Annotated in this window: 17 protein-coding genes; 3 read left to right on the plus strand and 14 right to left on the minus strand. The window is 67.0% G+C overall.

Annotated elements, in window-relative coordinates; translation table 11 throughout:
• Positions 1–27: 27 nt before the first annotated feature.
• From AC07NK_RS12325 to AC07NK_RS12345, 5 genes are all read right to left on the minus strand, one after another.
• The gene (locus tag AC07NK_RS12325; protein WP_495170887.1) at positions 28–3,507 is read right to left on the minus strand and encodes a hypothetical protein; all 3,480 of its coding nucleotides are present in this window, start codon (positions 3,505–3,507) and stop codon (positions 28–30) included.
• 24 nt (positions 3,508–3,531) lie between these two features.
• Entirely contained in the window at positions 3,532–7,995 is a 4,464-nt protein-coding gene (locus AC07NK_RS12330) for a hypothetical protein (RefSeq protein ID WP_495170888.1), read from the minus strand.
• A 495-nt stretch (positions 7,996–8,490) separates the two neighbouring features.
• Positions 8,491–8,790: a hypothetical protein gene (locus tag AC07NK_RS12335; protein ID WP_495170889.1), complete on the minus strand. Its 300-nt coding sequence runs from the start codon at positions 8,788–8,790 to the stop codon at positions 8,491–8,493.
• Positions 8,791–8,879: 89 nt separating this feature from the next.
• Positions 8,880–9,281 (minus strand): hypothetical protein, encoded by a 402-nt coding sequence (locus tag AC07NK_RS12340; RefSeq protein WP_495170890.1) that lies wholly within the window; start codon positions 9,279–9,281, stop codon positions 8,880–8,882.
• A 37-nt stretch (positions 9,282–9,318) separates the two neighbouring features.
• The gene (locus tag AC07NK_RS12345) at positions 9,319–9,792 is read right to left on the minus strand and encodes an Lrp/AsnC family transcriptional regulator (RefSeq protein WP_495170891.1); all 474 of its coding nucleotides are present in this window, start codon (positions 9,790–9,792) and stop codon (positions 9,319–9,321) included.
• A gap of 119 nt (positions 9,793–9,911) precedes the next feature.
• Here AC07NK_RS12345 and putA point away from each other — a divergent pair, with 119 nt between their 5' ends.
• Entirely contained in the window at positions 9,912–13,511 is a 3,600-nt protein-coding gene (putA, locus tag AC07NK_RS12350; RefSeq protein WP_495170892.1) for a trifunctional transcriptional regulator/proline dehydrogenase/L-glutamate gamma-semialdehyde dehydrogenase, read from the plus strand.
• 2 nt (positions 13,512–13,513) lie between these two features.
• On the opposite strand, the gene AC07NK_RS12355 is transcribed toward putA, so the two are convergent.
• Entirely contained in the window at positions 13,514–14,638 is a 1,125-nt protein-coding gene (locus AC07NK_RS12355) for a zinc-binding dehydrogenase (RefSeq protein WP_495170893.1), read from the minus strand.
• Positions 14,639–14,752: 114 nt separating this feature from the next.
• On the opposite strand from AC07NK_RS12355, the gene AC07NK_RS12360 reads away from it, so the two are divergent.
• Complete coding sequence (locus AC07NK_RS12360; RefSeq protein WP_495170894.1) at positions 14,753–15,163, plus strand: acyl-CoA thioesterase; 411 nt, start codon at positions 14,753–14,755, stop codon at positions 15,161–15,163.
• 101 nt (positions 15,164–15,264) lie between these two features.
• Complete coding sequence (locus AC07NK_RS12365) at positions 15,265–16,332, plus strand: hypothetical protein (RefSeq protein WP_495170895.1); 1,068 nt, start codon at positions 15,265–15,267, stop codon at positions 16,330–16,332.
• A 66-nt stretch (positions 16,333–16,398) separates the two neighbouring features.
• On the opposite strand, the gene AC07NK_RS12370 is transcribed toward AC07NK_RS12365, so the two are convergent.
• The 8 genes from AC07NK_RS12370 to AC07NK_RS12405 form a co-directional block, all read right to left on the minus strand.
• On the minus strand, positions 16,399–17,505 hold the full coding sequence (locus tag AC07NK_RS12370; RefSeq protein ID WP_495170896.1) for an agmatine deiminase family protein: 1,107 nt from the start codon (positions 17,503–17,505) through the stop codon (positions 16,399–16,401).
• 69 nt (positions 17,506–17,574) lie between these two features.
• Entirely contained in the window at positions 17,575–18,078 is a 504-nt protein-coding gene (locus AC07NK_RS12375) for a methyltransferase family protein (protein ID WP_495170897.1), read from the minus strand.
• Between the two features lie 9 nt (positions 18,079–18,087).
• Positions 18,088–18,987 (minus strand): RDD family protein, encoded by a 900-nt coding sequence (locus tag AC07NK_RS12380; protein ID WP_495170898.1) that lies wholly within the window; start codon positions 18,985–18,987, stop codon positions 18,088–18,090.
• Complete coding sequence (locus tag AC07NK_RS12385) at positions 18,980–19,978, minus strand: stage II sporulation protein M (RefSeq protein WP_495170899.1); 999 nt, start codon at positions 19,976–19,978, stop codon at positions 18,980–18,982. Before AC07NK_RS12385 ends, AC07NK_RS12380 begins: the two co-directional genes overlap by 8 nt.
• Complete coding sequence (locus tag AC07NK_RS12390) at positions 19,975–21,222, minus strand: DUF58 domain-containing protein (protein WP_495170900.1); 1,248 nt, start codon at positions 21,220–21,222, stop codon at positions 19,975–19,977. Before AC07NK_RS12390 ends, AC07NK_RS12385 begins: the two co-directional genes overlap by 4 nt.
• Positions 21,219–22,175 (minus strand): AAA family ATPase, encoded by a 957-nt coding sequence (locus AC07NK_RS12395; protein ID WP_495170901.1) that lies wholly within the window; start codon positions 22,173–22,175, stop codon positions 21,219–21,221. The genes AC07NK_RS12390 and AC07NK_RS12395 overlap by 4 nt, the downstream gene beginning before the upstream one ends.
• Positions 22,172–23,368, minus strand: a complete 1,197-nt coding sequence (locus tag AC07NK_RS12400; RefSeq protein ID WP_495170902.1) for a hypothetical protein — start codon at positions 23,366–23,368, stop codon at positions 22,172–22,174. The genes AC07NK_RS12395 and AC07NK_RS12400 overlap by 4 nt, the downstream gene beginning before the upstream one ends.
• Entirely contained in the window at positions 23,365–24,066 is a 702-nt protein-coding gene (locus tag AC07NK_RS12405; protein ID WP_495170903.1) for a DUF4129 domain-containing protein, read from the minus strand. Before AC07NK_RS12405 ends, AC07NK_RS12400 begins: the two co-directional genes overlap by 4 nt.
• Between the last annotated feature and the right edge of the window lie 15 nt (positions 24,067–24,081).

Raw genomic sequence — 24,081 nt, forward strand, 5'->3', positions numbered from 1 at the left:
GGAACTGGCCGGCCTCAAACACCCTGCTCAGCAAATGGGCGGGATGCTTGTCAGGGGCGAGGTTCGCAGGAAGCGTTCATAGCCGAGCTGACCGGCGACTGGGTCCGGATAGGGCGCTTCGCCGGGCAGCGTTTCGACCACCAGACAGCTAAGCGGCGCGTCGGGGCCGAGCGTCAGCAAGGCGAGGCCTGCGGTGATCTCTGCGCTTGACCAGTCGGTCTTGCCGTCGGCGCCCGCTCTGGCCGCATCGATGCCACCCCTGCCGCGTGGCTGTTTTCGCCGCCGCGGCGGATCGAGCCGCCGTGTTCCCAGCAGGATGTTGCGCCGGTCGGCATCGTCGGCCTGATGGACCCGAGCGTAGAGCAGCGCCCACAGATCGGTGACCGGCGGCGTCGGGCGAACTGGGCGTCCGTCGCGCACCGGCTCGGCAAAGGCGGCGCTGACGGTAAGGCGGCTCTTGGTGCGTGTGACCGCGCAGGCGAGCGGGGGCGGCGCGTGCTGGAGCCCGGAGACGCGCTGCGCCCGGCCGGGGAATCCCTGTGCAGTGGTCCAGATGCCGAAATGGCCGACCCGGAATTCATAGGTGAAGAAGCCGAACAGCTCGGGGGCATCTGGCGTAAGGCCGGGCGGGAGCGGCAAGAGGAAATGGATCGGACTGGAGGTGGGCAGCAGCAACTGCATGCTGCCCTGTCCCGCGCGATCGTCGCCCTGACCGGGGACGACGCGGCGCATCGGTTCGGGATCGATCGGAAGCGGCAGATCCCAGACGTCGGCGACATCCTGAATCTGGTCGGTCAGCACGGGATCGGGCGCACTCGCCAGCACGCGCGCGTAGAAGCGATCCTCGGGATCGTCGGGCGGGCGGTCGAATTCGAGCCACACCGCCTTTTGCCGTTCTTCGGACGCGGCATAGGCAGGATCGCGGCGATAGGGGGACAGGGCCAGCCCGGCGGACACCAGTTTGGGCACCTGCGCCGGCGGGGTGGTCACCGGGAGCAGGATGTCTGCCTCGATCGGTGCATCCTCCTGACTGGGCGTGGTGCGGAAGACGGGGGTGACCCGGTATTCGGGATCGAGCGGGCGCGGAAACGCGCCGCCTGCAGGCTTGGGATCGATGGCATCGAGGAAGACGATCGTCGAGCTGTCGCGCTCGGCATCGCCTTCGGCTTCGTGCCCGGCGCTGGTGCTGCCACCCACGCGGCCGACCTCGCGTCCGTCGCGCTCGATGCGCAGATAGTCGAGCCCATCCCAGCTCCAGTCGCGATCGAGCTTGAGGACGATGGCAACTAGCCAGAGGCGCGTCATCTCGTTCGCGGTGGCGAAGCTGAGGCTCGCGCCGTCTGGGCCGACGACATGGCGCAGCATGGAGCTGGCGCCGATGATCAGCCGCTGGCCCGGCCGCGCGCGCAGCGTGGCGCCACTACGATCGAGATCGAGCGCGGTGGCGAGACGGCCGAGCGGATCGTCGCCGAGCAGCGCGCCATGGCCCGCACTCTTCTGTGCTGCCGCGAGCGCCGGAGAGGCGGGTTCGGCGGGTTGCAGGAAGAACCCTTCGATCAGCGAACTGCCGCCTTGCGAGAGCAGATCGCGTTCGTCCCGCGCCGGTGCGCGCATCACCGTCATGCGCGTCTGGCCACGACGGACATCCTCACCCGCATAATAATCGGTTTTCGCCGCAGCGAGCGGGGTCAGCTGGAGGCGGACGTTGCGCGAGGTCGGCAAGGCGATCGGACCGGCCGCGGCGACGGGCAGGTCGCGGGCATCGGCAATGTCGGTCCACTCGAAATCGAGCGTGAGCGGACCGCTGGCCGGATAGGCGCGGGTGACGGTGTAGAGCGGCAGGTAGCGGTTGGCCGCGCCCGGTTCGGGCGTCGCAACCTCGACGACAATTTCGAGCTGGTCGACATCCGGGTCGGGAAGACCGGGCGCGCGGTCGGCGAGTTTGGCAAGGGCAATGTCGGCGAGCAGATCGGCCTCCGCGCCTCCCGCCATCAGGCAGGCGGGGAAGCCGAGCAGCGGGCGTGAGACTTCGAGGCTTGCGGGGGGATCGGATTCGTCAGCCTCGAGCGGAAGCATTGGGTTGATCGAAGTGCCGGTTGGGCGGACATGGCGGCGGAAATCGATGGTCGCGACCGGCTGGGCGCCGCCATTGCGGCGATCATCCCCTGCCGAGGGGCCTCCGCCGGTGAGGTCGTTGAAGCGCACGCGAAACTCATAGCTGCGCCCGTAGCGAAGCGATGTCAGCGGCGGCAGGCCCTCTACCGCACCGACCGACGGGGTCACGCCGCGCAACTGCGCGGCGAGCGTGTCGATCCCGATCAGCGAGCGACCCGTCCATGCGGTGAAATAGCTGGGGAGCCAGCTGCGTCCGGCGAGGTCGCCCATCAACCGGTTGGGCGCGACTTCGATCCGCCAGTCGAGTTCGGCGTCGCCCAGATCGTTGCCGCCAAGCTGGACGGCGGTGTTGACGCGGACGAGTGAGTCCCAGTCGGTTCCGCCGGCCTCGCGGGCATCGATGCGATAGCCCATCACCCCCATCGGCGCGTCGGCGGCGCTTGCCGAACTGTCGACCTGACGATTGAACCAGGTGACGATCTGCTCGTCGTCCCAGCCGATCTGGATGCCGCGGTCCTCGGCGGGGCGGTCGCCCTCCTCGTCGGCGATCGGATCGGCCTGAGGCGGCTGCCGCACATAGACGGCCTTGGCGAAGCCGTCGTCATATTCGATCGATTCACGGAACAGATCGTCCCACGCCACACCGGCCGGGACGGTGGCGGCCACGGGGAAGAGGACAGGCGTGAACAGCGGACGGGGCGCGTCGAGCGGTGGAATGCGCGCGGCATAGCAGCGCATCGCGCCGGGCATGCCTGCAAGCCCGCTCCACGGGCTGCCCGGTTTCGGCACGACGTAGAGCCAGCCGCCATCGGTGACGATGTCGGCTGGCGGCGTGACGCTGAAGGGGCGGACGAGACCGATGGTTTCGGCCAGCAGCGGCTGGCGCAGCGCCTGCGCGAGCACCTTGCCCCACGACATGACCGGCGGCTCGACCTTGACCGAGGTACCCGGCGGGATCGGCGCGTTGATCGCGCACCGATAGCTGTCGTCGGTCAGCAGATAGGGGTTGTCGCCGCCATAGCCGGTCGCGAGGCGATAAGCGGGCGGGGCATATTTGAGGATGCGCGGCGCGCCGATGCGGCCATCCACCGGTCCGGCGCTGGCGTCGATCGAGAATTGCGCGTTGAGCGCCGCGCAGATCGCAGCGGCGTTGGCAGGCGCCGGCGAGGATTGGTCGACGCTTGTCGCCGCAGCACCAAAGGTCGGAAGCTGCGACAGATCGGCGATGAAGCGCAGCTCGAACTCGAAATCGGTCGCGACATAAGGCGTCATTCCCGGCGAGGGTGGCGCAGTCGGGTCGGTCTGCGGTGCGACCAGCAGGCGCAGCGACAGATCGGTACCATCATAGCCCTGCAGAAACGGCAGGAGGATCAGGCGGATCGGCAGCGGCATCGTCAGCTCCTGCTCCGGGGGCGGTCAGAGGACATCGGGGGCATCGCTTTCGAGCAGCGGTCCGCGGACCACCTCGACCTTCTTGGTCTCAACCTCGAGCGAGATGCTGAACACGAGGAAGATCGAGACTTCGATCGCGAAAACGAGCTTGGCGATCTGGAAGACCGTTTCGTCGGGCAAATCCTTTTGCGCGATCAGGCGCGCGAGCTTGCCCTCGAGCGAAATCTCGATCGCGACGATCGGCGGGAGTTCGGCCGAGATCTTGACGAGGAAGCCGACGCCGTAGCCGAGCACGGTATCGCCGAACACCGCGAAGAAGGTGATCGCGAACAGGCCCTTGAGCTCGAACGGTCCCGCTTCGAGGCTGTAGGCGATGCCGACGCCGATCAGGAAGCCATAGGTCGTCCCGGTCTCGGTCGAGAGCTGCAGCTTGAACTTGATGATCGCGACGACATAGAGGCCGGGGATCGACTTGATCGCGAACATGGGCGAACCGCCCAGTTCCATGACGGCCTCGTCGGCCTCGGGCGCGACCGCGAGTTCGATCTTGATGCCGGTATCGGCGAACTTGATCGTCGGGAACGGCTCGCCCGGGATAACCTTGAAATCCTCACCCGTGGCATCGACGAACGGGATGGTGAGCCCGACGCTCAGCCCCCATTTGTTGGTCATGCGCACGTCCGGCCGCGCCGGGATGCCGAGATCCTCGAGGATCGTCATCAGATCCTGAACGATGTCGAACGGCCCGCCGATCTTGAGCTTGGGATCGGCAAAGCTCGTCGCGCGGCCGGCCTGTGCATCGACATCGGCGGCGAGCGACATGAGGTCGCCCATCGCGGTATGCGCCATGATCTTGACCGCATTCTGCAGCCGAAAGCGCCAGGGCGCGGGGCTGGCAGTGTCGAGCGTGTAGGTGACCGTGGCGCCCGAATAATCGATGTCGCTGCGCACCGTCCCAGCGGTGCGGATCGTGCGGCGCGGTACCCCGGCGGGGAAGGTCGCGGGCGCATCGAGCCGCCAGGTGCCGTCCGGGCGTGCCTCGAGTGCGAAGGCTGCCGACGGGAAGGGGATGGCGTCGCTCTGCAGCGGGAAGGGGCCGGTGGCAGTCGCGAGGATCAGCGGATCGGCGAGGACCGGACGCTGGCTCGACACGATGCGGTGCGGCGACGCGGCTTCGATGCGCGGACGGCGGAAGAAGGCGCGCTGCGTCCCCATCGAGTGGAGGATGCCATAGTCGCGTTGCGGCGACGCCTCATCGAACAGATCTTCGGGGTCGGCGAAGCGATAGGCGGCGGCGGTCGGCATGCCCGCTGCGCCCTGCCGGATGATCGGGAGGCCGCGATCGGCGGCGACATTCGCCGGAGCCTCGGCCGCATCATCGGCTTCGAGGATCGACCAGTCGCCGCCGCCGGGAAAGGCAAGGCTGCCCCATGCCGCCATCGCGAATTCGGGACCCGCGACGCCGACCCCGACGCGGTGCAACCGCATCCGCTGTCGCCCGCCGCCGATCGCGATGCTGGCGTCGATCGCTCCGCCCATCGGCCCGACCGCTTCGATCAGCGCGGCGTAGAGCGCGGGGGTGAGGTCAGGGATGCCGGGGGTGAGCCGGATATAGCCGATCTGGCGGCGTGCAGGCACCGGCGCGGCGGCGCCGTCGAGGATCAGGTCGGCGTCGAAATAGGCCGCGACAAACTGGATCCCCGCGACGGGGAAGGCGGTTCCGGTTTCGCGGATGTTGGTGACGCGGGTCGCGCGCTGGACGACGCCCGGATGCGTGACGACCCCGCTGGCCGGAGAGGCGCGGTAGAGGCCGTCGCGGACCGCGATCCAGCCGCTGTCCTCGCGGGTGAAGACGGCGTTGCCGCGCCGTTCGAGCGTGATCGTTCGGACGACCGGGATGAAGTAAGGCAGAAGGAAGCTGCGGACCTGGACGACCTCATGCGCGGCGCGGCCGTTGAGCACCTGAAACTCGGCCTTGGAGACATCGACCCCGTGCTCGTCGGGATTAGCCCAGGCGCTGAACAGGCTTTCGCCATGGCCGGACAGGTCGATCCGCGTCACCGGGACCAGCGGATTGACGCCGCCGAACCCCAGATAACCGTTGAAGATGATCGTGGGCGAGTTGCCGAGGATGCTGACGGGCGGATCGCCATTAACTGGCAGCGCAACCGGCAATTGCGCGGTGAATCCCGGAAGCGCGGGGGTCTCGCCCGGCGGGAGTGTCGGATCGTCGGCTTCGAGGCGAAGCTGGTGAGCGCCCTCCAGATCGGCGCTTGCGGGACGCACCTCGCCGACCTGAGCGCCGCGCCCGGCGGGAGAAGCCGGGGCCAGCCGCGCCTGCGCCAGCATTCCGAAGGGGAGCGTGAAGCGCGCGCGCGAGGGCCGCGGATCATTCTGCGCGAAATTGTCGACGATGCTCCGGTAGGCGGCGAGCGGATTGATCGGGACCAGATCGACGCTCGGCACGTCGACCGTCGTCGGCACGCCGCTGTTGGCGAACCGCACTTCGTCGGGGAAGGGCTCCGGGCCGGGCAATGCCTTCACCGGCTCCCACTGCACCGCGGGTAGCGTCAGCAGCGTGAGGAAACGTCCGTCGATCGACAGGTCCAGCCCCTGCACTTGCGGCGGGCGCAGCGGGAATTGGGAGGTGCTCTTGCGATCGGCAGCGCGCGGGGGGCGGACCGCGATGCCGAAACGGCTGGCATTGGTCGAGACGTCAAGCAGCACGATCTTGGGCTGTTTTTCGAAGTCGAACATGTCGCCATAAGCAGGCGGCGCGGCGGCGCTGGCCGATTTGAGCTCGATCGACGCGGCGGCGTGTTGTCCGGTCGCGAAACCGGGACCGGCGACGGGCGGATCGACCGCAACCCCGGCCGGCAGCCGGAAGCCGAGCGTCTCGTCGGTCGCGTTGAAGTGGAAATGGCTGAGCAGATATCCCTGCCGGGCTGCGCCGAAGCGCTGCCCCAGCCCCGAATTGGCGGCATAGGGATCGGGCAGCGACGGCAGCAGCCCGCGCAGTTCATAGGCAGTGAGCGCGAGCGCCTCGACGATCCTATCGCTCTCGATCCGGCCGAGCAGAAAAAAGCCGCGCGGACGCGATGCGCGGATCACGGCGTTGGTGAGGGCGAAGGCGATCGCGCGTTCGTGCGGCTGCGGCGGCGCGAGACCGATCAGCATCAGCGTGCGCACCCCGACCGGGCTGTCCGCGATCACGACCAGTGCCGCGGGCAGGCGAACGCCGACGCGGTTCCCGGCGACGTCCACCGGCTTGGGCAGGCGCACATCGACTTCCGCCGCAAAGGCGACGGATTCGCTGCCATCGGCGCCGGTCAGATAATGGACTGCAGTTTCGTTGAGCTGGGTGTAAGCCAGTGTCGCCGGTGCGGACATTCGCGTCAGTTCGGGCCGCGCCGTACTTCCCGTCGCGCGCACGGAATGGCCAGAGAAGGCGAGACGCGATTCATCGAGCAGCAGCAATGACGGGCCGAGATGGACGGCGTGCGGCTGGCTTTGCCATTTGGCGGAAAGACCCCGCTTGAGTTCGAGCATCAGCGCGCCGACGCCGCTGGCATCGCCGAGGTCAGATGGCGCGATCACCGCAGCGGGCAGCGCGAGGCCCGTAGCCGCGATCCGGGCCTTCCCCGACGGGACGAACAGCGGCGACGCGACCGTATCGATCGCGAAATCGGCGCGATCGGGCTTCATCGGCAGCACCAACCGATGGAGGTCGGGGCGATATTGTGCGGCGCCGTTGATCGGGGCGAGCGCGACCTCCTCTCCCCATGCACCGAGCTTGGCTGGGCCGCGCACGGCGATCGAGCTGCCTGCAGGCCGGATTGCAATGTCCAGGCCCTGGGGTGGGTCGAAGTGCGTCGCGGCGAATTCACTGCCCGCCACCGGAGCCGGGGCTGCCGGCGCGGCGAGCTTGAGCGCCATTTCGATCGATACCGACGCCGGCACGACCACTTCGTCGTCATTGAGCGCAAGGTCGGCGGAGAAGCGCAGGGTGCCGCGCGCGATGCGGACGCCCGAATAGACATTCGCGGGCGCCGAGGAGAAGAGGCCGGTCGCGAACCAGACACTGCCCGCGGCGATGTTGAGCGACTGGCCCGCGCGCAGCGTCGAGGCGCGCGCCGCCCATTTCGCCTGCACGATGGGCAAAGTGAGAAAAGGAGGGCCGCCGGGGCTGCGAACGAAGCGCAGCTGGCGCACCCGGCGATAGATGTCGATCCAGATGCTGCGGCCGAGACGGTCGGTGATCGGCCCGATGCGCCGTTCGGCAGCCAGCCCGGTACTCCATGCGGGGGCAGCGCCTTCGAGACGGGTGGTCAGAAAGGGGAGTCGGCGCAGTCCCACCAGCGCATCACCCATCCGGATTGGCCGCGCGAGCGAGTCTGCCGGCGCGCCGCTCTCTCTCAGGGTGGTTGCAAGCTCTGCAAGCATTGCCCGCGACTCGGCATCGTCGACCGAATCGAGGTCGCCGACCAAATCGCCGGATATGAAATCAAACAGGGATTCAGCTGAACTTGTCTCGAAATTCTGCGGCGAATCTTCGGAATCAAGATGGCTGGATTCAGCCGATCTGAAGCCGAGATGGTCAATTTCGTCAGGCGCATCTTCTGAAGTCATTTCGGATGCCTTTCCGAACAACGATCAAATACGCGAACAAGACTCAGGAGTTCTATACTGTGATGCCAATCAATCTATCTGGCAACTGGAATGATGGCAATGCGTCTTTTAACGATAGCCGATAACCAGTCTATTCTGTCCGACATATAGCAATTCAGGTCGTACAATATGATAATTGTTCATTCGCAGAAGTGTCTGATTCCAGAGTTTAATCATCAAGATCATTGAGGTTATTGTGGAAACTGTCGAGCGATCATCGGGCGCGCAATCGGAATAGCATCGAGAACGGTTTAAACGGATCGGCTCCCTGATCGCGCAAACCCCGCCGCACCGTGATGCGGCGGGGCTGCATCTTCACGCCCCCCAGTCGGCGATCAGCCAGCAGAGCAGCAAGAAGGGCAGGGTGATCGCCAGCCCGATCAGGATCGAACGGCCGATGCCGAGCCGGAAGGACTGGTGGTTGGCGGCCTTCACGGCCTCGATCTTTGCGCGATAATTGGGGTCGCCGCGCAGCATGCCGATGTCGATCATCGACCCGGTCTTGAGGAAGGTCAGGATCTCGGCGGTCTCTTCCGGGCGGAGGTTAGGGTGATGATCCAGCAGCCCGGCGATGCGGGTGCGATGCGCGAGATCGGCGCCATTGTGTTCGTCCATTGGAATATCCTTCGTCGGGCGCGCGCACGCGCCTGCGGCCGCACGCGGCGGCCGGTTTCAATTGTCGGTGGATTGGTGCGGCTGGCCGCTCAGGCGAGCGGCGGCGCGCGGGCGCGATGGGCGCCGGAAGCTATCGCGCTCCGCGGCGCGGCGCCGAGGCGCGTGTAGAGCGGGTCAGCCGCAAGGATCGGCGCCTCAACGGCAGCGCCGAGTGCGAGGAGTGGCGGTGCAGCGCCGTCATGGCCGTCACCCGGCCTGGCGGCATTGAGACGTTGCCCCGCTGCTTTGAGCGCGTGGCCGGTGTCGCGGAACTGCGCGGCGAGCGGGGCGGGGAGGGTAAGCCTGGCTGCAACTGCGCCGGATTCGATCAGGGTCGCAGGGCGGATCGCGCCGGCCGATACCTGCACCGCCAGCAGCATCGCGAGCAGCGTCGTCCACCATGCCCATGGGGCGCGGCGGCTGGTCTGCTGAGAGGCGGCGGGGACGGTCATCGTAGGGGCATATAGGGACGCCGACCTGAAGGTCAGCTTAAGCGCCACCCATTCCGGAGTCGCGGATCGTCTCCATCGCGACGAAGGTGGAGGTGCTGGCGACGTGCGGCAGGCTCGAGATGCGTTCGCCCAGAACCTCGCGATAACGGCGGATATCGGCGGTGCGCACCTTGAGCAGATAGTCAAAGCTGCTCGCGATCATGTGGCATTCCTCGACCTCGGGAATCTTGAGCACGGCGCGGCGGAAGGCGGCGAGCGCTTCCTCGCGCGTGTCGGAGAGCTTCACTTCGGCGAAGGCGATATGATCGAGGCCGAGCCGGACCGGGTCGACGATCGCGCGGAAGCCGCGGATCGTGCCGTTGGCGATCAGCCGCTTCACGCGGACCTGGCATGGTGTCTTCGAGAGACCCACGCGCGCGGCGAGGTCGGTAATGGCGATGCGACCGTCGGCGCGCAGCACGTCGATGATCTTGCGGTCGAAGATGTCCAGATCGGCGGATTTATCGGTCATGTTTGCCTTCAGATGGCGTCGAATGAAGGCAAAAAGATACGCTGAATGACCTGCAAAAGTCCAATCGCGGTGCGCAAAGCTGATATGGTGATGCGACCATCCGTTCACGAGGCCCTTCGATGACCGCGCCCTTCGCCGATTTCGCCCCGCCGATCCGCCCACGGACCCCGCTGCGCGCTGCGATCACCAGTGCCTATCGCCGGCCCGAGCCCGAGTGCCTGCCGCCGCTGGTCGAGCAGGCGAGCCTGCCGGAGGGGACGCGCGAGGCGGCGCGGATCACCGCGACGATGCTGATCACGGCACTGCGCGCCAAGCACAAGGGCACCGGCGTCGAAGGGCTGGTTCAGGAATATGCGCTGTCGAGCCAGGAGGGCGTGGCGCTGATGTGTCTCGCCGAGGCGCTGCTGCGAATTCCCGACGATGCGACGCGCGACGCGCTGATCCGCGACAAGATTTCGGATGGTGACTGGAAATCGCATATCGGCGACGGGCGCTCGCTGTTCGTCAACGCGGCGACCTGGGGGCTGGTCGTCACGGGCAAGCTGACGGGTAGCGTCAACGACGCCGGGCTCGGGGCGGCGCTGACGCGGTTGATCGCGCGCGCGGGCGAGCCGGTGATCCGCCGTGGCGTCGACATGGCGATGCGGATGATGGGCGAGCAGTTCGTCACCGGCGAGACGATCGCCGAGGCGCTGAAGCGGGCGCGGGCGCTCGAGGCGCGTGGCTTCCAGTACAGCTACGACATGCTGGGCGAGGCCGCGACGACGATGGCGGACGCCGATCGCTATTATCGCGATTACGAGAATGCGGTGCGTGCGATCGGGACCGCTTCGGCGGGGCGCGGCGTGGTCGGCGGGCCGGGCATCTCGATCAAGCTGTCGGCGCTGCATCCGCGCTACGCGCGCGCGCAGGCCGCGCGGGTGATGAGCGAGCTGCTGCCGCGGGTGAAGGCGCTGGCGGTACTCGCCAAGGGGTATGACATCGGCTTCAACGTCGATGCCGAGGAGGCCGACCGGCTCGAACTGTCGCTCGACCTGCTTGAGAGCCTCGCGCTGGACCCTGACCTGAAAGGCTGGGACGGGCTTGGCTTCGTGGTCCAGGCCTATGGCAAGCGCTGCCCGTTCGTGATCGACTGGATCGTCGATCTGGCGAAGCGCGCCGACCGGCGGATCATGGTGCGGCTGGTCAAGGGCGCCTATTGGGACGCCGAGATCAAGCGCGCCCAGGTCGACGGCCTGCCCGACTTCCCGGTCTATACGCGGAAAATCTACACCGACGTCGCCTATATCGCCTGCGCGCGGAAGCTGCTGGCGAACCGCGACCGCATCTTCCCGCAATTCGCGACGCATAATGCGCAGACGCTGGCGACGATCTATCAGATGGCGGGGCCGGACTTCACCATCGGCGATTATGAGTTTCAGTGCCTGCACGGCATGGGCGAGCCGCTCTATGACGAGGTGGTCGGTGCGACCAAGCTGAACCGCCCGTGCCGCATCTATGCGCCGGTGGGGACGCACGAGACGCTGCTTGCCTATCTGGTGCGGCGCCTGCTCGAGAACGGGGCCAACTCGTCTTTCGTCAACCGCATCGCCGATCCTGAGGTGTCGATCGCCGAGCTGGTCGCCGATCCGGTCGATCAGGTGCGGTCGATGGATGTGGTCGGCGCCAAGCATCCGCTGATCGCGCTGCCGACGGACCTGTATGGTGCGCGGCGCAATTCGGACGGGCTGGACCTGTCGAGCGAGACGGTGCTGGCTGAGCTGGGGGAGGCGCTCAAGGCGAGTGCGGCGGCGGGCTGGGCGGCGGAACCGGCGGACCGGATCGGCACTTCGCGGCCGGTGTATAATCCGGCGGACGGCAAGGATGTCGTGGGCACGGTGGTCGAGGTTAGTCCGGAAGCCGCACAGGCTGCGGTTGTGGCGGCACAGGCGGCTGCGGCGGATTGGGCGGCGGTGGCGCCTGCCGAGCGCGCCGCGTGCCTCGATCGTGCAGCCGACATTATGCAGGATCGGATGCAGATCCTGATGGGCCTGATCATGCGCGAAGCCGGCAAGTCGGCGCCCAACGCGATCGCGGAGGTGCGCGAAGCGATCGACTTCCTGCGCTATTATGCCGCGCAGGCCCGCGCGACGCTGGGCGCGGCGCACAAGCCGCTGGGCGCGGTGACGTGCATCAGCCCGTGGAACTTCCCGCTGGCGATCTTCACCGGGCAGGTCGCGGCGGCGCTGGTGACGGGCAACACCGTGCTCGCCAAGCCGGCCGAGGAAACCCCGCTGATCGCCGCGCAGGGTGTGGCGATCCTGCACGAGGCGGGGATCCCGGCTGCGGCGCTGCAACTGGTGCCGGGTGACGGGCGGATCGGTGCGGCCTTGGTGTCGGCGCCGGGGACGCAGGCGGTGATGTTCACCGGATCGACCGAGGTGGCGCGGATCATCCAGAAGGAACTGGCGAAACGGTTGACCGTCGACGGCGCGCCGGTGCCCTTCGTCGCCGAGACCGGTGGGCAGAACGCGATGATCGTCGACAGCTCGGCGCTGGCCGAGCAGGTGGTCGGCGACGTCATCGCCTCGGCCTTCGACAGCGCGGGGCAGCGTTGTTCGGCGCTACGCGTGCTGTGCCTGCAGGAGGATGTGGCCGATCGCATCCTGGCGATGCTCAAAGGCGCGCTGCACGAGCTGTCGATCGGGCGCACCGACAGCCTGTCGACCGATATCGGCCCGGTGATCACCGCCGAAGCCAAGGCCAGTATCGAAGGCCATATCGCGCGGATGATTGGAATGGGCCGTGCGGTCGAGCAGATCGAGCTGGCGGGGGAGACTGGGCAGGGCACGTTCGTGCCGCCGACGATCATCGAGCTGCAGAGCATCGCCGATCTCGAGCGCGAGGTGTTCGGGCCGGTGCTGCACGTGGTTCGCTACAAGCGCCGCGACCTCGACCGGGTGATCGATGCGATCAACGCCACCGGCTATGGCCTGACTTTCGGCCTGCACACCCGGCTCGACGAGACGATCGCGCATGTCAGCCAGCGGGTCGAGGCAGGTAACCTCTACATCAACCGCAACATCATCGGCGCGGTGGTGGGGGTTCAGCCGTTCGGCGGGCGTGGGCTTTCGGGCACGGGGCCGAAGGCGGGCGGGCCGTTGTACCTTGGCCGGCTGGTACAGGCTGGTACCGTGCCGCCGGGTGTCGCATCGGCCAGCAGCGATCCCGCATTGCGCGACTTTGCGCTATGGCTGGGCGAAGGCGGTGAGGCCGCGCGCGCAGCCGGCGAGGCGTCGCTGGTGGGTGCCGAAGTCGAGCTTCCGGGGCCCGTGGGCGAGGTCAATCTCTATACGCTCCATCCGCGCGGCGCGATCCTGTTGCTGCCGCAGACCCGCGAAGGACTGATCGCGCAGGTTTCCGCGGTGCTGGCGACCGGCAACCATGCGGTGATCGGTAATGCCGCATTGCGCGGCGAACTGGCCGGGTTGCCCGAGCGTGTGGCGGCGCGGCTGAGCTGGTCGGACGACTGGCGCAAGGCGGGGCCATATAGCGGCGCGCTGATCGAGGGCGATGCGACGGCGCGGACGGCGGCGCTGGCTGAGATCGCAGCGTTGTCCGGACCGATCGTGCTGGCACAGGCGGGCACGCCGCGGCTCGACTGGCTGGTCGAGGAGGTGTCGACATCGGTCAACACCACCGCGGCCGGGGGTAATGCGAGCCTGATGGCGGTGGCCTGACCTTAGCCGTTGGGCAGGATCAGGTACTTCTCTCCGGTCGCGCGCCGGTTGTACGCGGCGATGATGTCGGGCTGCACCGCCTGATCGAGGGTGATGCGGCTGGTATAGGTGCTGGCGAAGGTCGTGCGGATCTCCGCCGCGACCTTTGCGCGCATCCGGCCGATTTCCTCAGCGCCGGCGGCCATCAGATAGGGCGTGAGCAGCCAGCCGCCGACACCCCATCGCATCCCGAAGCCGCGGCTGATCTCGGTCGGTGCCATGTTGAGGCCGCCATAGATATAGACCTGCTTCATCGTACTGGAGCCATAGGGGCCGTTCGCGGGGTTGGTGCGGACGGCGGCTGCCTCCATCGCGTTGAGGATCTGTCCGGCGAGCTTGCCGCCGCCGATCGCATCGAAGGCGAGGAAGGCCTGAGTTTCGGCGATCGCCTCGATCAGCTGCGGCATGAAGTCGGGGGCGCTGCTGTCGACAACATGCGTGGCGCCGAGATCGCGGAGCAGATCGGCCTGCGCCTGACTGCGGACGATGTTGACGAGGGGGACGCCCTCGCTCTTCGTGAGCTTGACCAGCATCTGGCCGAGATTGGAGGCGGCGGCGGTGTGGACGAGGCCGGTGAAGCCCTCCCGCCGCATCGTCCCGACCATGGCGAGCGCGGTCATCGGATTGACGAAGGACGATGCGCCTTCCTCGGCGCTGACGCCGTCGGGAAGGGGCGCACACTCGCGGGCGCGGAGCAGGCGGTATTGCGCGTAGAAGGCGCCGCCTGCCGCCGCGACGGTCTTGCCGATCAGGGCCTGTGCTGCGGGATCGTCACCCGCAGCAACAACGGTTCCGGCGCCTTCATTGCCGATCGGGAGTGGCTTGCCGATGCGCGGGGCGAGCGCCCGAAGAATCGTTTCGGGAAGGGGGGCAGTTGCGCCGTGCGGGGTAGCGGTGAAACTGTTGCCGTCGGCCGCGCTCAGCAGCACGGCAAGGTCGGAGGGGTTGATCGGCGTGGCATCGACCCGGACCAGGACTTCGTCGCCCGTCGGCGTTCGGACGGGAACATCGCGGAGCGAGAGTTCGAGCCGTCCGTCTTCGGTGACGGTCGAGAAGAGCTGGCGCGCCTGTTCGGGAAGGTCGGTCATGTTGGCAATCCTCCTGATCGCGAAGAGCATACCGTCAGTTCTAAAATTTCTTCAAGTGTGGTGTCGGAATCGAATCTTCTCGCGCGCTCCAGTAGTTTACGTTAAGGTGAAGTCATGACCCGCGCTGCGACCCCGTTCGATGTTCCGATCCCCGTCGATCCGGCGGATATCGACTTCATGGGGCATGTGAACAATGCCAGCTATTTGAAGTGGGTACAGGAAGCCGTACTGAGTCACTGGCAGAAACTGGCGCCTAGCGAAGAGGTGGCGAAGCACCTGTGGGTCGCGCTCAAGCATGAGATTACTTACCGCAAACCCGCCTTTCTGAACGATGAGGTGGTCGCGACGGTGCTGCTCGAGAAGGTGCAGGGCGTGCGCGCCTTTTACGAGACGGTGATCCGCCGTGGCGACGAGGTGTTGGCCGAGGTCAAGTCGAGCTGGTGCTGCATCGATGCCGAGACGCTGCGCCCGGCGCGGATCGCCGAACATATCGTCGAGCATTTCTTCGGACGGCGGGAAGGGTAGCGCCGGCTGCTGTCAGGTTGCCGGAAGTGAGCTTCCGATCCCGTTGATCCAGAAGGATTTTATTAACCGCGAAACGACTTGCATGCTGCCATCGCACCAGCATGATCGCTCCGATCACCGAAGGGGCGACGCGCATGACAATCACGGTTGCGGGCAGGCGAATTCACTCCGGTACTCTGTCGCAGTACGAACGACTGGTCATCGGGCTCATCGACGGGGGTACCGAGTGGTTCGACTGGGCCAGCGGCTGTACAACCCACCGCTTTGATTTTCGGGACACTGCCGAGATGGTGGCGGCAGTGCAAACGGGTCTGCACGGAACGCCAGTCTCCTTCCTGCGCGACGCGGGGCTAATGGTAAGTCCCCTGAAACTCATGGGCATGGGACCCGAAGAGCTTCGGGTGCTGGCGAGATGCGCGAGTGGCCCAACGCCCGAGTTGGTGAGGATCCTGGCGCGACATCAGCTGGTCTCGCAGACGGACTTTGAACTGGTCCCGGCGTTCCTGAATGCTCTGGGTGTTGAGGGTAAGCCAATCTTTCAGGCGCGAAGCCTGAGCGACCTTTTGCTGCTGCTGAACCTGCGGCGTGAAGTGGGTGTAGTGGGCCCGCTCACAGCCGAGGCAGTTGCCTTTGCGCTTCATAACGCGGACAACATCCCCGAGTTCGCCGACTATCTGCGCTTCTACCGCGACTACACGAAGACGCCCGATCTCAGTGCCGAGACGCCCGGCAGGCGTGCGGCTGCAGCAGAGGCTGCCATCCAGGCGCTGCTGCCGGCTGCGTTCTCTGCCCTGGATGGTCTGGAGGTAAAGGGCTTCCTGCCCTCTCCGCAGCAGGTCCTTACGGCGATACGTGAATGGTTTTCGTTGGGCAGGCAGCCTGGCTTTACCCGTGCTTCGCTCGCTATTCAGCAGTTCGTGGCGGATGGGGGCTATACCGGGCAGGGCGGGCGCGAAGCGGCGGCATTGTTTAACGGGTTTTTCGGGCGCGCGCAGCGCGTGGTCGGCGCGGCGAAGGCCGGAGAAGCCCGGATGGCTCAGGATGGACTGACGTACAGCTTCGTGCTGACCGCGGATGGTGACTCGGCTGAAGTCGAGGTGACCATGGCGGGGCGGATTACCATCGCGCACTTCGGTCGGACCGCCCGGAATCCGCCGAAGAGCGATTGAGCTGGCGCCGCTCCGACACAGCGCGCCCGGCACGGGGTTTCGGCGAAGGTTTCCGGGAGATAGCCTCTAGGCGGGCTGCTGCTGCGTGGCGCAGTGGATGCCGCCGCCCGACGCACCCAGCGGGTCGATATTGAGCTGGACGATCTTCCGGCCCGGGTAGAGCTCCGCCAGCGTCTCGCGCGCCTCTTCATCGGCAGGCCTGTCGCCGAATTGCGGGGCGATGACCGCGCCGTTGCAGACATAATAGTTGATGTAGCTCGATACGAAGTCGGGGTCGTCGGAGCGGATGTCGACAGGGTCTGGCAAGCGTACGATCTCCAGCTTGCTGCCGCGTGCGTCGGTAGCCCCTTCGAGCACGGTGAGCGTCTGGTGCGCGGCGACGGACCAGGGATCGTCGCGATCAATCTGCTCATCGACCTGGATCAGGACCCGGCCGGGGCCGACGAAGCGGGCGAGCGAGTCGATATGATAGTCGGTGATGTCGGCGCCCTTTACGCCGGGCGCCCAGATCATCTTCTTTGCGCCCAGCGCAGTGCCAAGCCGCGCCGCGATCTGATCCGCGGACAGGCCGGGATTGCGGTTGTCGTTCACCCAGCAGCTGGCATGGGCGAGCATCGTGCCCGCGCCGTCATGCTCGACGCCGCCCTGTTCGCCCACGACGCCGCTATCGATCAGCGGAAGGCCCAGACGCTTCGCGACGGCGGCTGCGATCCTACCGTCATTGGCGTGGCGCTGCTTGTTCCCCCAGCCGTTGAAGCGGATATGCGCAACAGCGTTCCTGCCGTCACCGGCGCGGACGAAGGTTGGACCGCTGTCGCGGCACCAGAGGTCGTCGGTGGGAATATCCCAGACTTCGACTCCGCTGCTAAGACGGGCGCGATCGAGTCCGCGAGCGCCCGGCGCGGCGAGCAGCGCGACCGGCTCAAACTCGGCGATGGCGTTGGCGATGCTGGCGATCACCGACTGCACCGCAGCGAGATCGCGCGCGCCATAGACCCCGACCGCGAAGGGCCATTGCATCAGCGTGCGTTTGTGCGGCGCGCTTTCGAGCGGCATTTCGTAGCGCGGCGCCGCCGACGGCGAGTCGGTGGATGGCGTTGCCGAGGTGCATGCGGCTGCACCACCGCCGCCGGCGAGCAGCGCTGCCGCCTGGATCATTTCACGTCGGGTCATTGGCGCAGTATCCGCCTCACGCGGAGGCGGGTCAAATCCGGTAGTGCGTCTACCGACCTGCGCTGCTCCCTAGAGCCAGCGCGGGACGCTGTTGGTGTAGTCGATATAGGCCGCGCCGAACTTGTCGGCCATGTAGCGTTCCTCACGAACGACCACGCCGTAATGGATGGTCATAGAGAGCGGGATGAATACCCAGAACACTACTGGCGCGTCGGCGGCGACGGCCGCGGCGCAGTAGATCAGCGTCATGCCGAGATACATCGGGTTACGCGTGAAGCGGTAGATGCCTTGCGCGACGAAGGCGGTGGCCGGCCGCGAGGGTGGGGCAGGGGTTCCGGCGCGACGGAAGCGCAGGACGGCGGCAGCGATGGCTGCGATCCCCAGGAGCGCAAGGACTGCGACGACGCTCCAGCGGAGCGATGCGGGCATGTCGAGGCCCTGCGTGCGCACGACGAAGAATTCGAGCGCCAGGCCGATCGCGAGAAATCCGAGATAGATCAGCGGCGGCGGCGCGATGACGCCGGCGGTATCGCGTTTCGGTTCGGGTGCGGTGGCGGGCGTGCTGTCGGTCATGCCGGTCCTTTAACCGGCGGAATCGAACTTGTCGCGCTTGCGCTGGCCGAACAGTAGTCGGCGCTCGAGATGAAGGCGCGCGGCGGCGTAATAGGCTTCGAGGAAGGCGTGGTCGTGGCTCCAGTTGCCGCCTTCGTCGCGACGTCCGATCTTGCGGCGGATGACAGCTGCGACGGTGGTAAGTGTGTCGGGATCGTTGCGGTGGAGCACGTCTTCGAGGCGCTGGATCTCGAACTGGCCGTAGATCTCCAGCTCTTCCGGCGTGAAGCCATAGGCGTCCGTCGCTTCGCGATCGTTGGCCGCGAGCAGATCGGGGGCGATCTTCGGACGCTCATTCTCGACCACCCAGGTCCCCGCGAGCAAGTCGCCTGCGCGCAGTCGGTCGCGGTTGAACAGCGGCATGAAGAGGAAGATGGCGGTCCAGCCAAAGCCAATCAGCCCGAGCCAGCGGTTGCTGAACCCCTGTGCCTGCGCGGTGAGCAGGAAGATGAGAGGAAGGAACACTTCCACCTCGCGCATCAGGTTGCGCGCGAGGATCGCGCCGCCGGTGAGCCGCCCGCCATCGCGCGCGACGACGCGCAGCTTGAGCGCGCGCTTGCCCGGGGTTGCTGCGCGCGTGCCGCTTTCGAACAGGGTAAAGTAGAAATTGCGCAGCAGGAAGAAACCGAGCAGCCAGATCATGATCGGTGCGCTGGCGTGGCCGGTGCCGCCGAGCAGCATGACCGCGCCGATGGTGAGCGCGATCAGCATCACCAGCATGATCACGGCGTCGATCGTGAAGGCACCCGCGCGCGATCCGGCGCTGGCGAGGCGAAGGTGCAGCGTCACCCCCTCCGGAGTCACCAGCGCGCGCGTGCGGCGCTGAACGTCGCTGCGCTTCGGGCCCTTGTCCTTACGAGGCTTAACCATGTTTGCGGCGCCCCCCCATCGCAAAATAGGAGACCCAGATTGCGAACATTGTCGCGGCGATGGCGTAGCGGGCGGTATCGTCGGTAATGAGCTGGCGCGCGAAGCCTTCGAGCAGGCCGGCGACGAGCAGCATGATGACGACCCCGATCATCACCAGCGCGCCGCGACGCCCCGCTTCGCCCGCGGCGGCCATGCGCGAACGCTGCCCGGGAAAGGCGACGGCGCGGCCAATATGGAGCCCGGCGGCGCCGGCAAGGATGATCGCGCTGAGCTCGGTCGAGCCGTGGATCAGCAGCCAGCCGGTGAAGCCATAGCCCAGCCCCTTGGACATGAAGACGGCGTACATGCTGCCGAGCATGACGCCGTTGCTGGCGATCAGGAAGAAGGTCGGGATGGCAAAGGCGAAGCCGAGCGCGAACGCCATGATCGAAATCTGGGAATTATGGGTGAAGAGGAAGGTAGCGAACACCTCCAGCCCGTCTTTCTCCGGGGCACCATAGATGGTGTTGCGCAGATACGCCGCGGTGGCGTTCATGTCCCGGCCGCCCGACATTTCGGGTGGGATCAGGGCATTGAACCAGGCGGGGTCACTGACGACGAGGAAATATCCCGCGAGCGCGCTGGCAAAGAACAGGGCCGTGATCAGCAGCGTTTCGCCAAAGATGCCGCGGACGGCGGCGGGCCAGCCATGTGCAAAGAAGCTGCCTATCTGGCGCCACAGCGGATCGCGGCAGCCGTAGAGGATGAAATAGGCGCGCGTGGACAGGCTCTCGAGATAGGCGATCATCGACGCATCGAGTGACGTCTCGCGCGCAATTGACAGCGCCGAGAGGGTGGCGCGGTAGAGACGTGGCAGATCGACCAGATCGTCGTTGGTGAGGCGTTTGGGCGACTTTTTCTCGACGAGATCGAGCAACGCTTCGAGTCGCTGCCAGTCGGCCTCGCGCTCGGCGCGGAAGTGGCGGACGCCAAAGGTGGCAGCGGTGCTCATGGGCGTTCGCGGTCCCGGACATAGCGCTCAGCGAGCGCAAGGGCGAGGTCGTCGGGCGCAGCCTCGAGCACGTCGATGCCGAGGCGGCGCAAGCGTTCGATGACGATGCGGCGCTCGCGGATCAGCGTCTGTGCGATGTTGGCGCGGATCACGTCGTCTGCCTCTTCGGGCCGGGCATCGAGGATCGAGTCGAGCTCGGTATCGTGGAACAGCACGAACAGAATCCGGTGGCGTTTGAGCATCCGCGCCGCAGCGGCGATCATCAGCTCGGCCGCGGTGGGGTCGGTGAATTCAGTAAAGAGGATGACCAGGCTGCGCCGCTGGAGCCGCTGATCCAGCGTGACGAGCGAGAGCGTGTAGTTGCTCTCCTGCGTGCCATAGTCGATGCCTGCGGCGGTGCGATGGAGTGTGGCGAAACCGCCGGTGCCGCTGACGCTGCCCGAATCCGCGCTGGGACGGCCGGCAAATCCGAACAGCCGGACCTGATCGCCAGACTTCAAGGCAACGAAGGAAGCGAGCAGCGCGGCGGAGACGGCGCGGTCGATGCGTGGCTGGCCGGCGACCGGCTCGCTCATCGCGCGCCCGCAATCGATCGCGAAGACGACGCTGTTGTCACGCTCGGTCCGGAATTCGCGCGCGAGCAGCGAGAAATGGCGGGCTGAAGCCTTCCAGTCGATCGCGCGACGCTCCATCCCAGCCTGAAAATCGGTGAGCGACTGGAATTCGGTGCCGTCGCCGCTGTCGGGGCGGATGCGCGTACCGAACTGGCGGCTCCGCAGGAACTGGCGCATCCCCTGTTCGCGCACCGGGCGCAGGCTGGGAAGGACGCGTACCTCGCCGTCGATCGGATGGCTGCGCTGGCGCCATGCGAGGCCGAGCGGCCCGGCGACGCGGCCCCAGATGCGCGCAACGCTGGCGGTCCCGCGGCGCGCGGCGGAAAAGGCGAGCGGGGAGTCGGTGGGATCGAGCGGTGCACCGACATCGGCGGCATAGCGCAGCGCGCCGCCACCAGCGGGTGAAAGCTCGACACGGTCACCCACCTCGACCGAGCCGGGGAAGGTCGTGGCGAGATCGGCATCGCGCAACTGCGGGGCGAGCGCGGCATCGAGGGCGGTGAGAACGAGGATCGCGAACACCCAGAGCAGCGCCAGCAGCCAGCCGTCCGGGCGCAAGACGCCGAGCACCAGCGCCAGCGGAGCCCCCGCCAGCACCAGCGCAACGGCGCGCTGGGTAGGAATGATCAACGCGGCGCCTCGACCCGGTCGATGAGCTGGGCGACGATATCGTCGGCGCGGCGGCCATCGATCTCTGCGGCCGGCGACAGGACGACGCGGTGGCGCAGCAGCGGCTGGGCGAGCAGCTTGACGTCGTCCGGGATGACATAGTCGCGCCCTTCGAGCGCAGCGGCTGCGCGGGCGGCGGCGGCGAGCGCTGCGGCCGCGCGCGGCGAAGCGCCGTTGGCGAGATCGGGATGACCACGCGTCGAACGGATCAGCGACACGACATAGGCGATCACCTCGTCTGCGAGCCGCACGCCGGCCGCCGCTTCGCTGGCAGCGGCGACCGCGGCGTGATCGGCGACCTGTGCGACGCCGCTATCCTCGGGCCGGGGCGAGCCGGTGCGGGTGCCGTATTGCGCGACGATCGCGCGCTCGGACTCCTCATCGGGATAGTCGATCGCGAGCTTGAACAGGAACCGGTCGAGCTGGGCTTCGGGCAGCGGATAGACACCCTGCTGCTCGATCGGGTTCTGCGTTGCGACCACGGTGAAGTGATCCGACAGTTTTTCCGTATCGCCATCGATGGTTACGGTGCGTTCCTGCATCGCCTGCAGAAGTGCGGCCTGAGTCTTGGGCGGGGTGCGGTTGATCTCGTCTGCGAGCAGAAGCTCGGTGAACACCGGGCCGCGTTTCAGCTCGAAGGTCGAGGTCTGGAAATTGAACAGGCTGGTGCCGAGAATGTCGCCGGGCATCAGATCGGGGGTGAACTGGATACGCCCGAATTCGAGCCCCAGCGTACGCGCGAAGCTTTGCGCGAGCAAAGTCTTGGCGGTCCCCGGCGCGCCTTCGAGCAGGACGTGGCCGCCCGAGAGCAATGCGATGGTGAGCAGGCGCGTCGTGGTGGACTGGCCGACCACTGCCTTTGCCACCTCTGCCTCGATCGCCGCGCCAAGTGCGCGGACGTCTTCCAGCTTCATGCCTTCACTTCCTTTCGCCAATCGTCGAGTTTCTGCGCCGCGTGGAGCAGTTCCGCCTCGGTCTTCGCGTTGCGTACGCGATCGATCGTGGCGGCATAGGGGGTGTCGGTCCGGAGCGTGTCGAGATGCGCGTCGAGCGCTTCGCCCTGCAGCGTGCGCGGCAAGGCGAGACGGCGCGCGGCCCAGTCGCGGACCGAATCGGCATAGGCATCGCCACCATCGCGCACGCGCTGCGCGCGGCGGGCGAGACCGACAATGTTCTCGATCAGTGCGCGCTTGCCGAACGCAAGCGTGCGTGGCTCGCGCCGGGGCGGGCCGAACCGCGCCCAGGTCGCGATCCCCGCGAGCAGTGCGGCGACGAACAGCGCGATCGTGACGCCGAGGAATGGCGGCTCGAACATCAGCTGGACGAGGTTGCGGTCGCCTGCGCCAAAGGGAAGCATCGTGTCGAACACGATTGTGCCGGGATTGTCGGGGTCGAGTGCAGCAATCAGCGCGATCGCGGCGAAGGCGTTCCGGCGATCGGCGAGGCCGAGATTGTTGAGCAGATCGGGGTCGGTGAGGATATAGATGTGCCTGCCGGGTATCTCGGCGAGCACGGCGCTGCCGTCCGCTGCGGTGATCAGCGGATAGATTTTGTCGCCGTTGATCGACTGGACCAGTTCGGGCGAGCCGAACGGACGCAGGTCGAGGCTGGTGGGGTAGTGTAATTTCGCGTTCTTGGTGCGGCGCACCTCGACCTTGGCGATCGGGGCCAGCATCTCGGCGATCGGATTCTCCGGAATGGGCGCGAAGCGTTCCTCGCGGGTCGGGCGCAGCTTTTGCGGGCGGGTTCCCCATTTGGGGAGGATGATCAGCGCAGGCGCACTCTCATCCGCGGCTTCGCTGAGCGCGGATTCGAGTTCGGTGCCCTTGGTGCGCAGGTTGGGCGTGAAGATCATCAGGCCGCGTCCGGGTTCGGCCATGGCGTAGTCGGTGAGCGTGACGGTGCCGCCCGACTTCTCGATCAGGTCGCTGAGACCGCGAAAACCCGTGGCGAAGCGCGAGGTGGGGCTGGGGGTGTTGCTGCGCTGGCGATCGATCCGGTCGCCATAGCCGCTGACCAGCAGGAAGCCGAGCATCAGGACGAGGCCTGCCGCGATGAGCAGCAGCACGGTGCGCGTGCGGAAGGGGCTGGCCGATTGCGGGGTCATCGTCTGCCGAGCGCGAAGCCCGCATAGTCGGCACGCGCGCGCGTCCAGTCGGGCTCGGCCAGCGCCTTGCCGCCGAACAGGCTGCGCTCGACATCGGCGACGATGCGGCGGAACACATTGCGTGCGGTGTCGGACAGGCTCTCGAACGCTGGCCCATCGAATCGGGCAATGTCGCGGCTGGTGAGCGAGGGGCGGAGCGAATCGCCGCGCCACTTCTCGATATCCTCGATGCTGCGGTGGAGGATCAGGCGCACCGCTTCGGCATAGCGGCCCGCTGCGGCGAGCCGGTCCGCCTCGTCGAGCAAGGCGCGGGCGGCGGCGGCTTCGGGTACCCAGCGCGCGGGCTCCGCTGCGGCCTCTCCCCGGCGGAGCAGGCGTGCGGCGAACCATTCGCGCACGGTAGGGAACAGTGCGAGGACGAGCGCGATCACCACGGCCGCGATTGCGGCCCACATCAGCACCTGCCACCCCCCGCCGACCCAGTCGATGAACCGGCCGAGCGACTGCATAAGCTCCATCAGCCAGCGCGGCGGCGGAGCGGGTACTTCCGCCTGATACCAGGGGAGATCGAACTGGATCGATGAATCGCCGCGGACAGCACGTTGCGCGGCATCGACGCTTGCGGGATCGCCAAATGTCGCCGTGGCAGGAGCTACGCCCTCATTCTGTACGGCCGTTGCGGCCGGTGCCGTCGTCACACGATTCCCCCTGTC

It is taken from the genome of Sphingomonas sp. GW821-FHT09B04 (assembly GCF_059418285.1).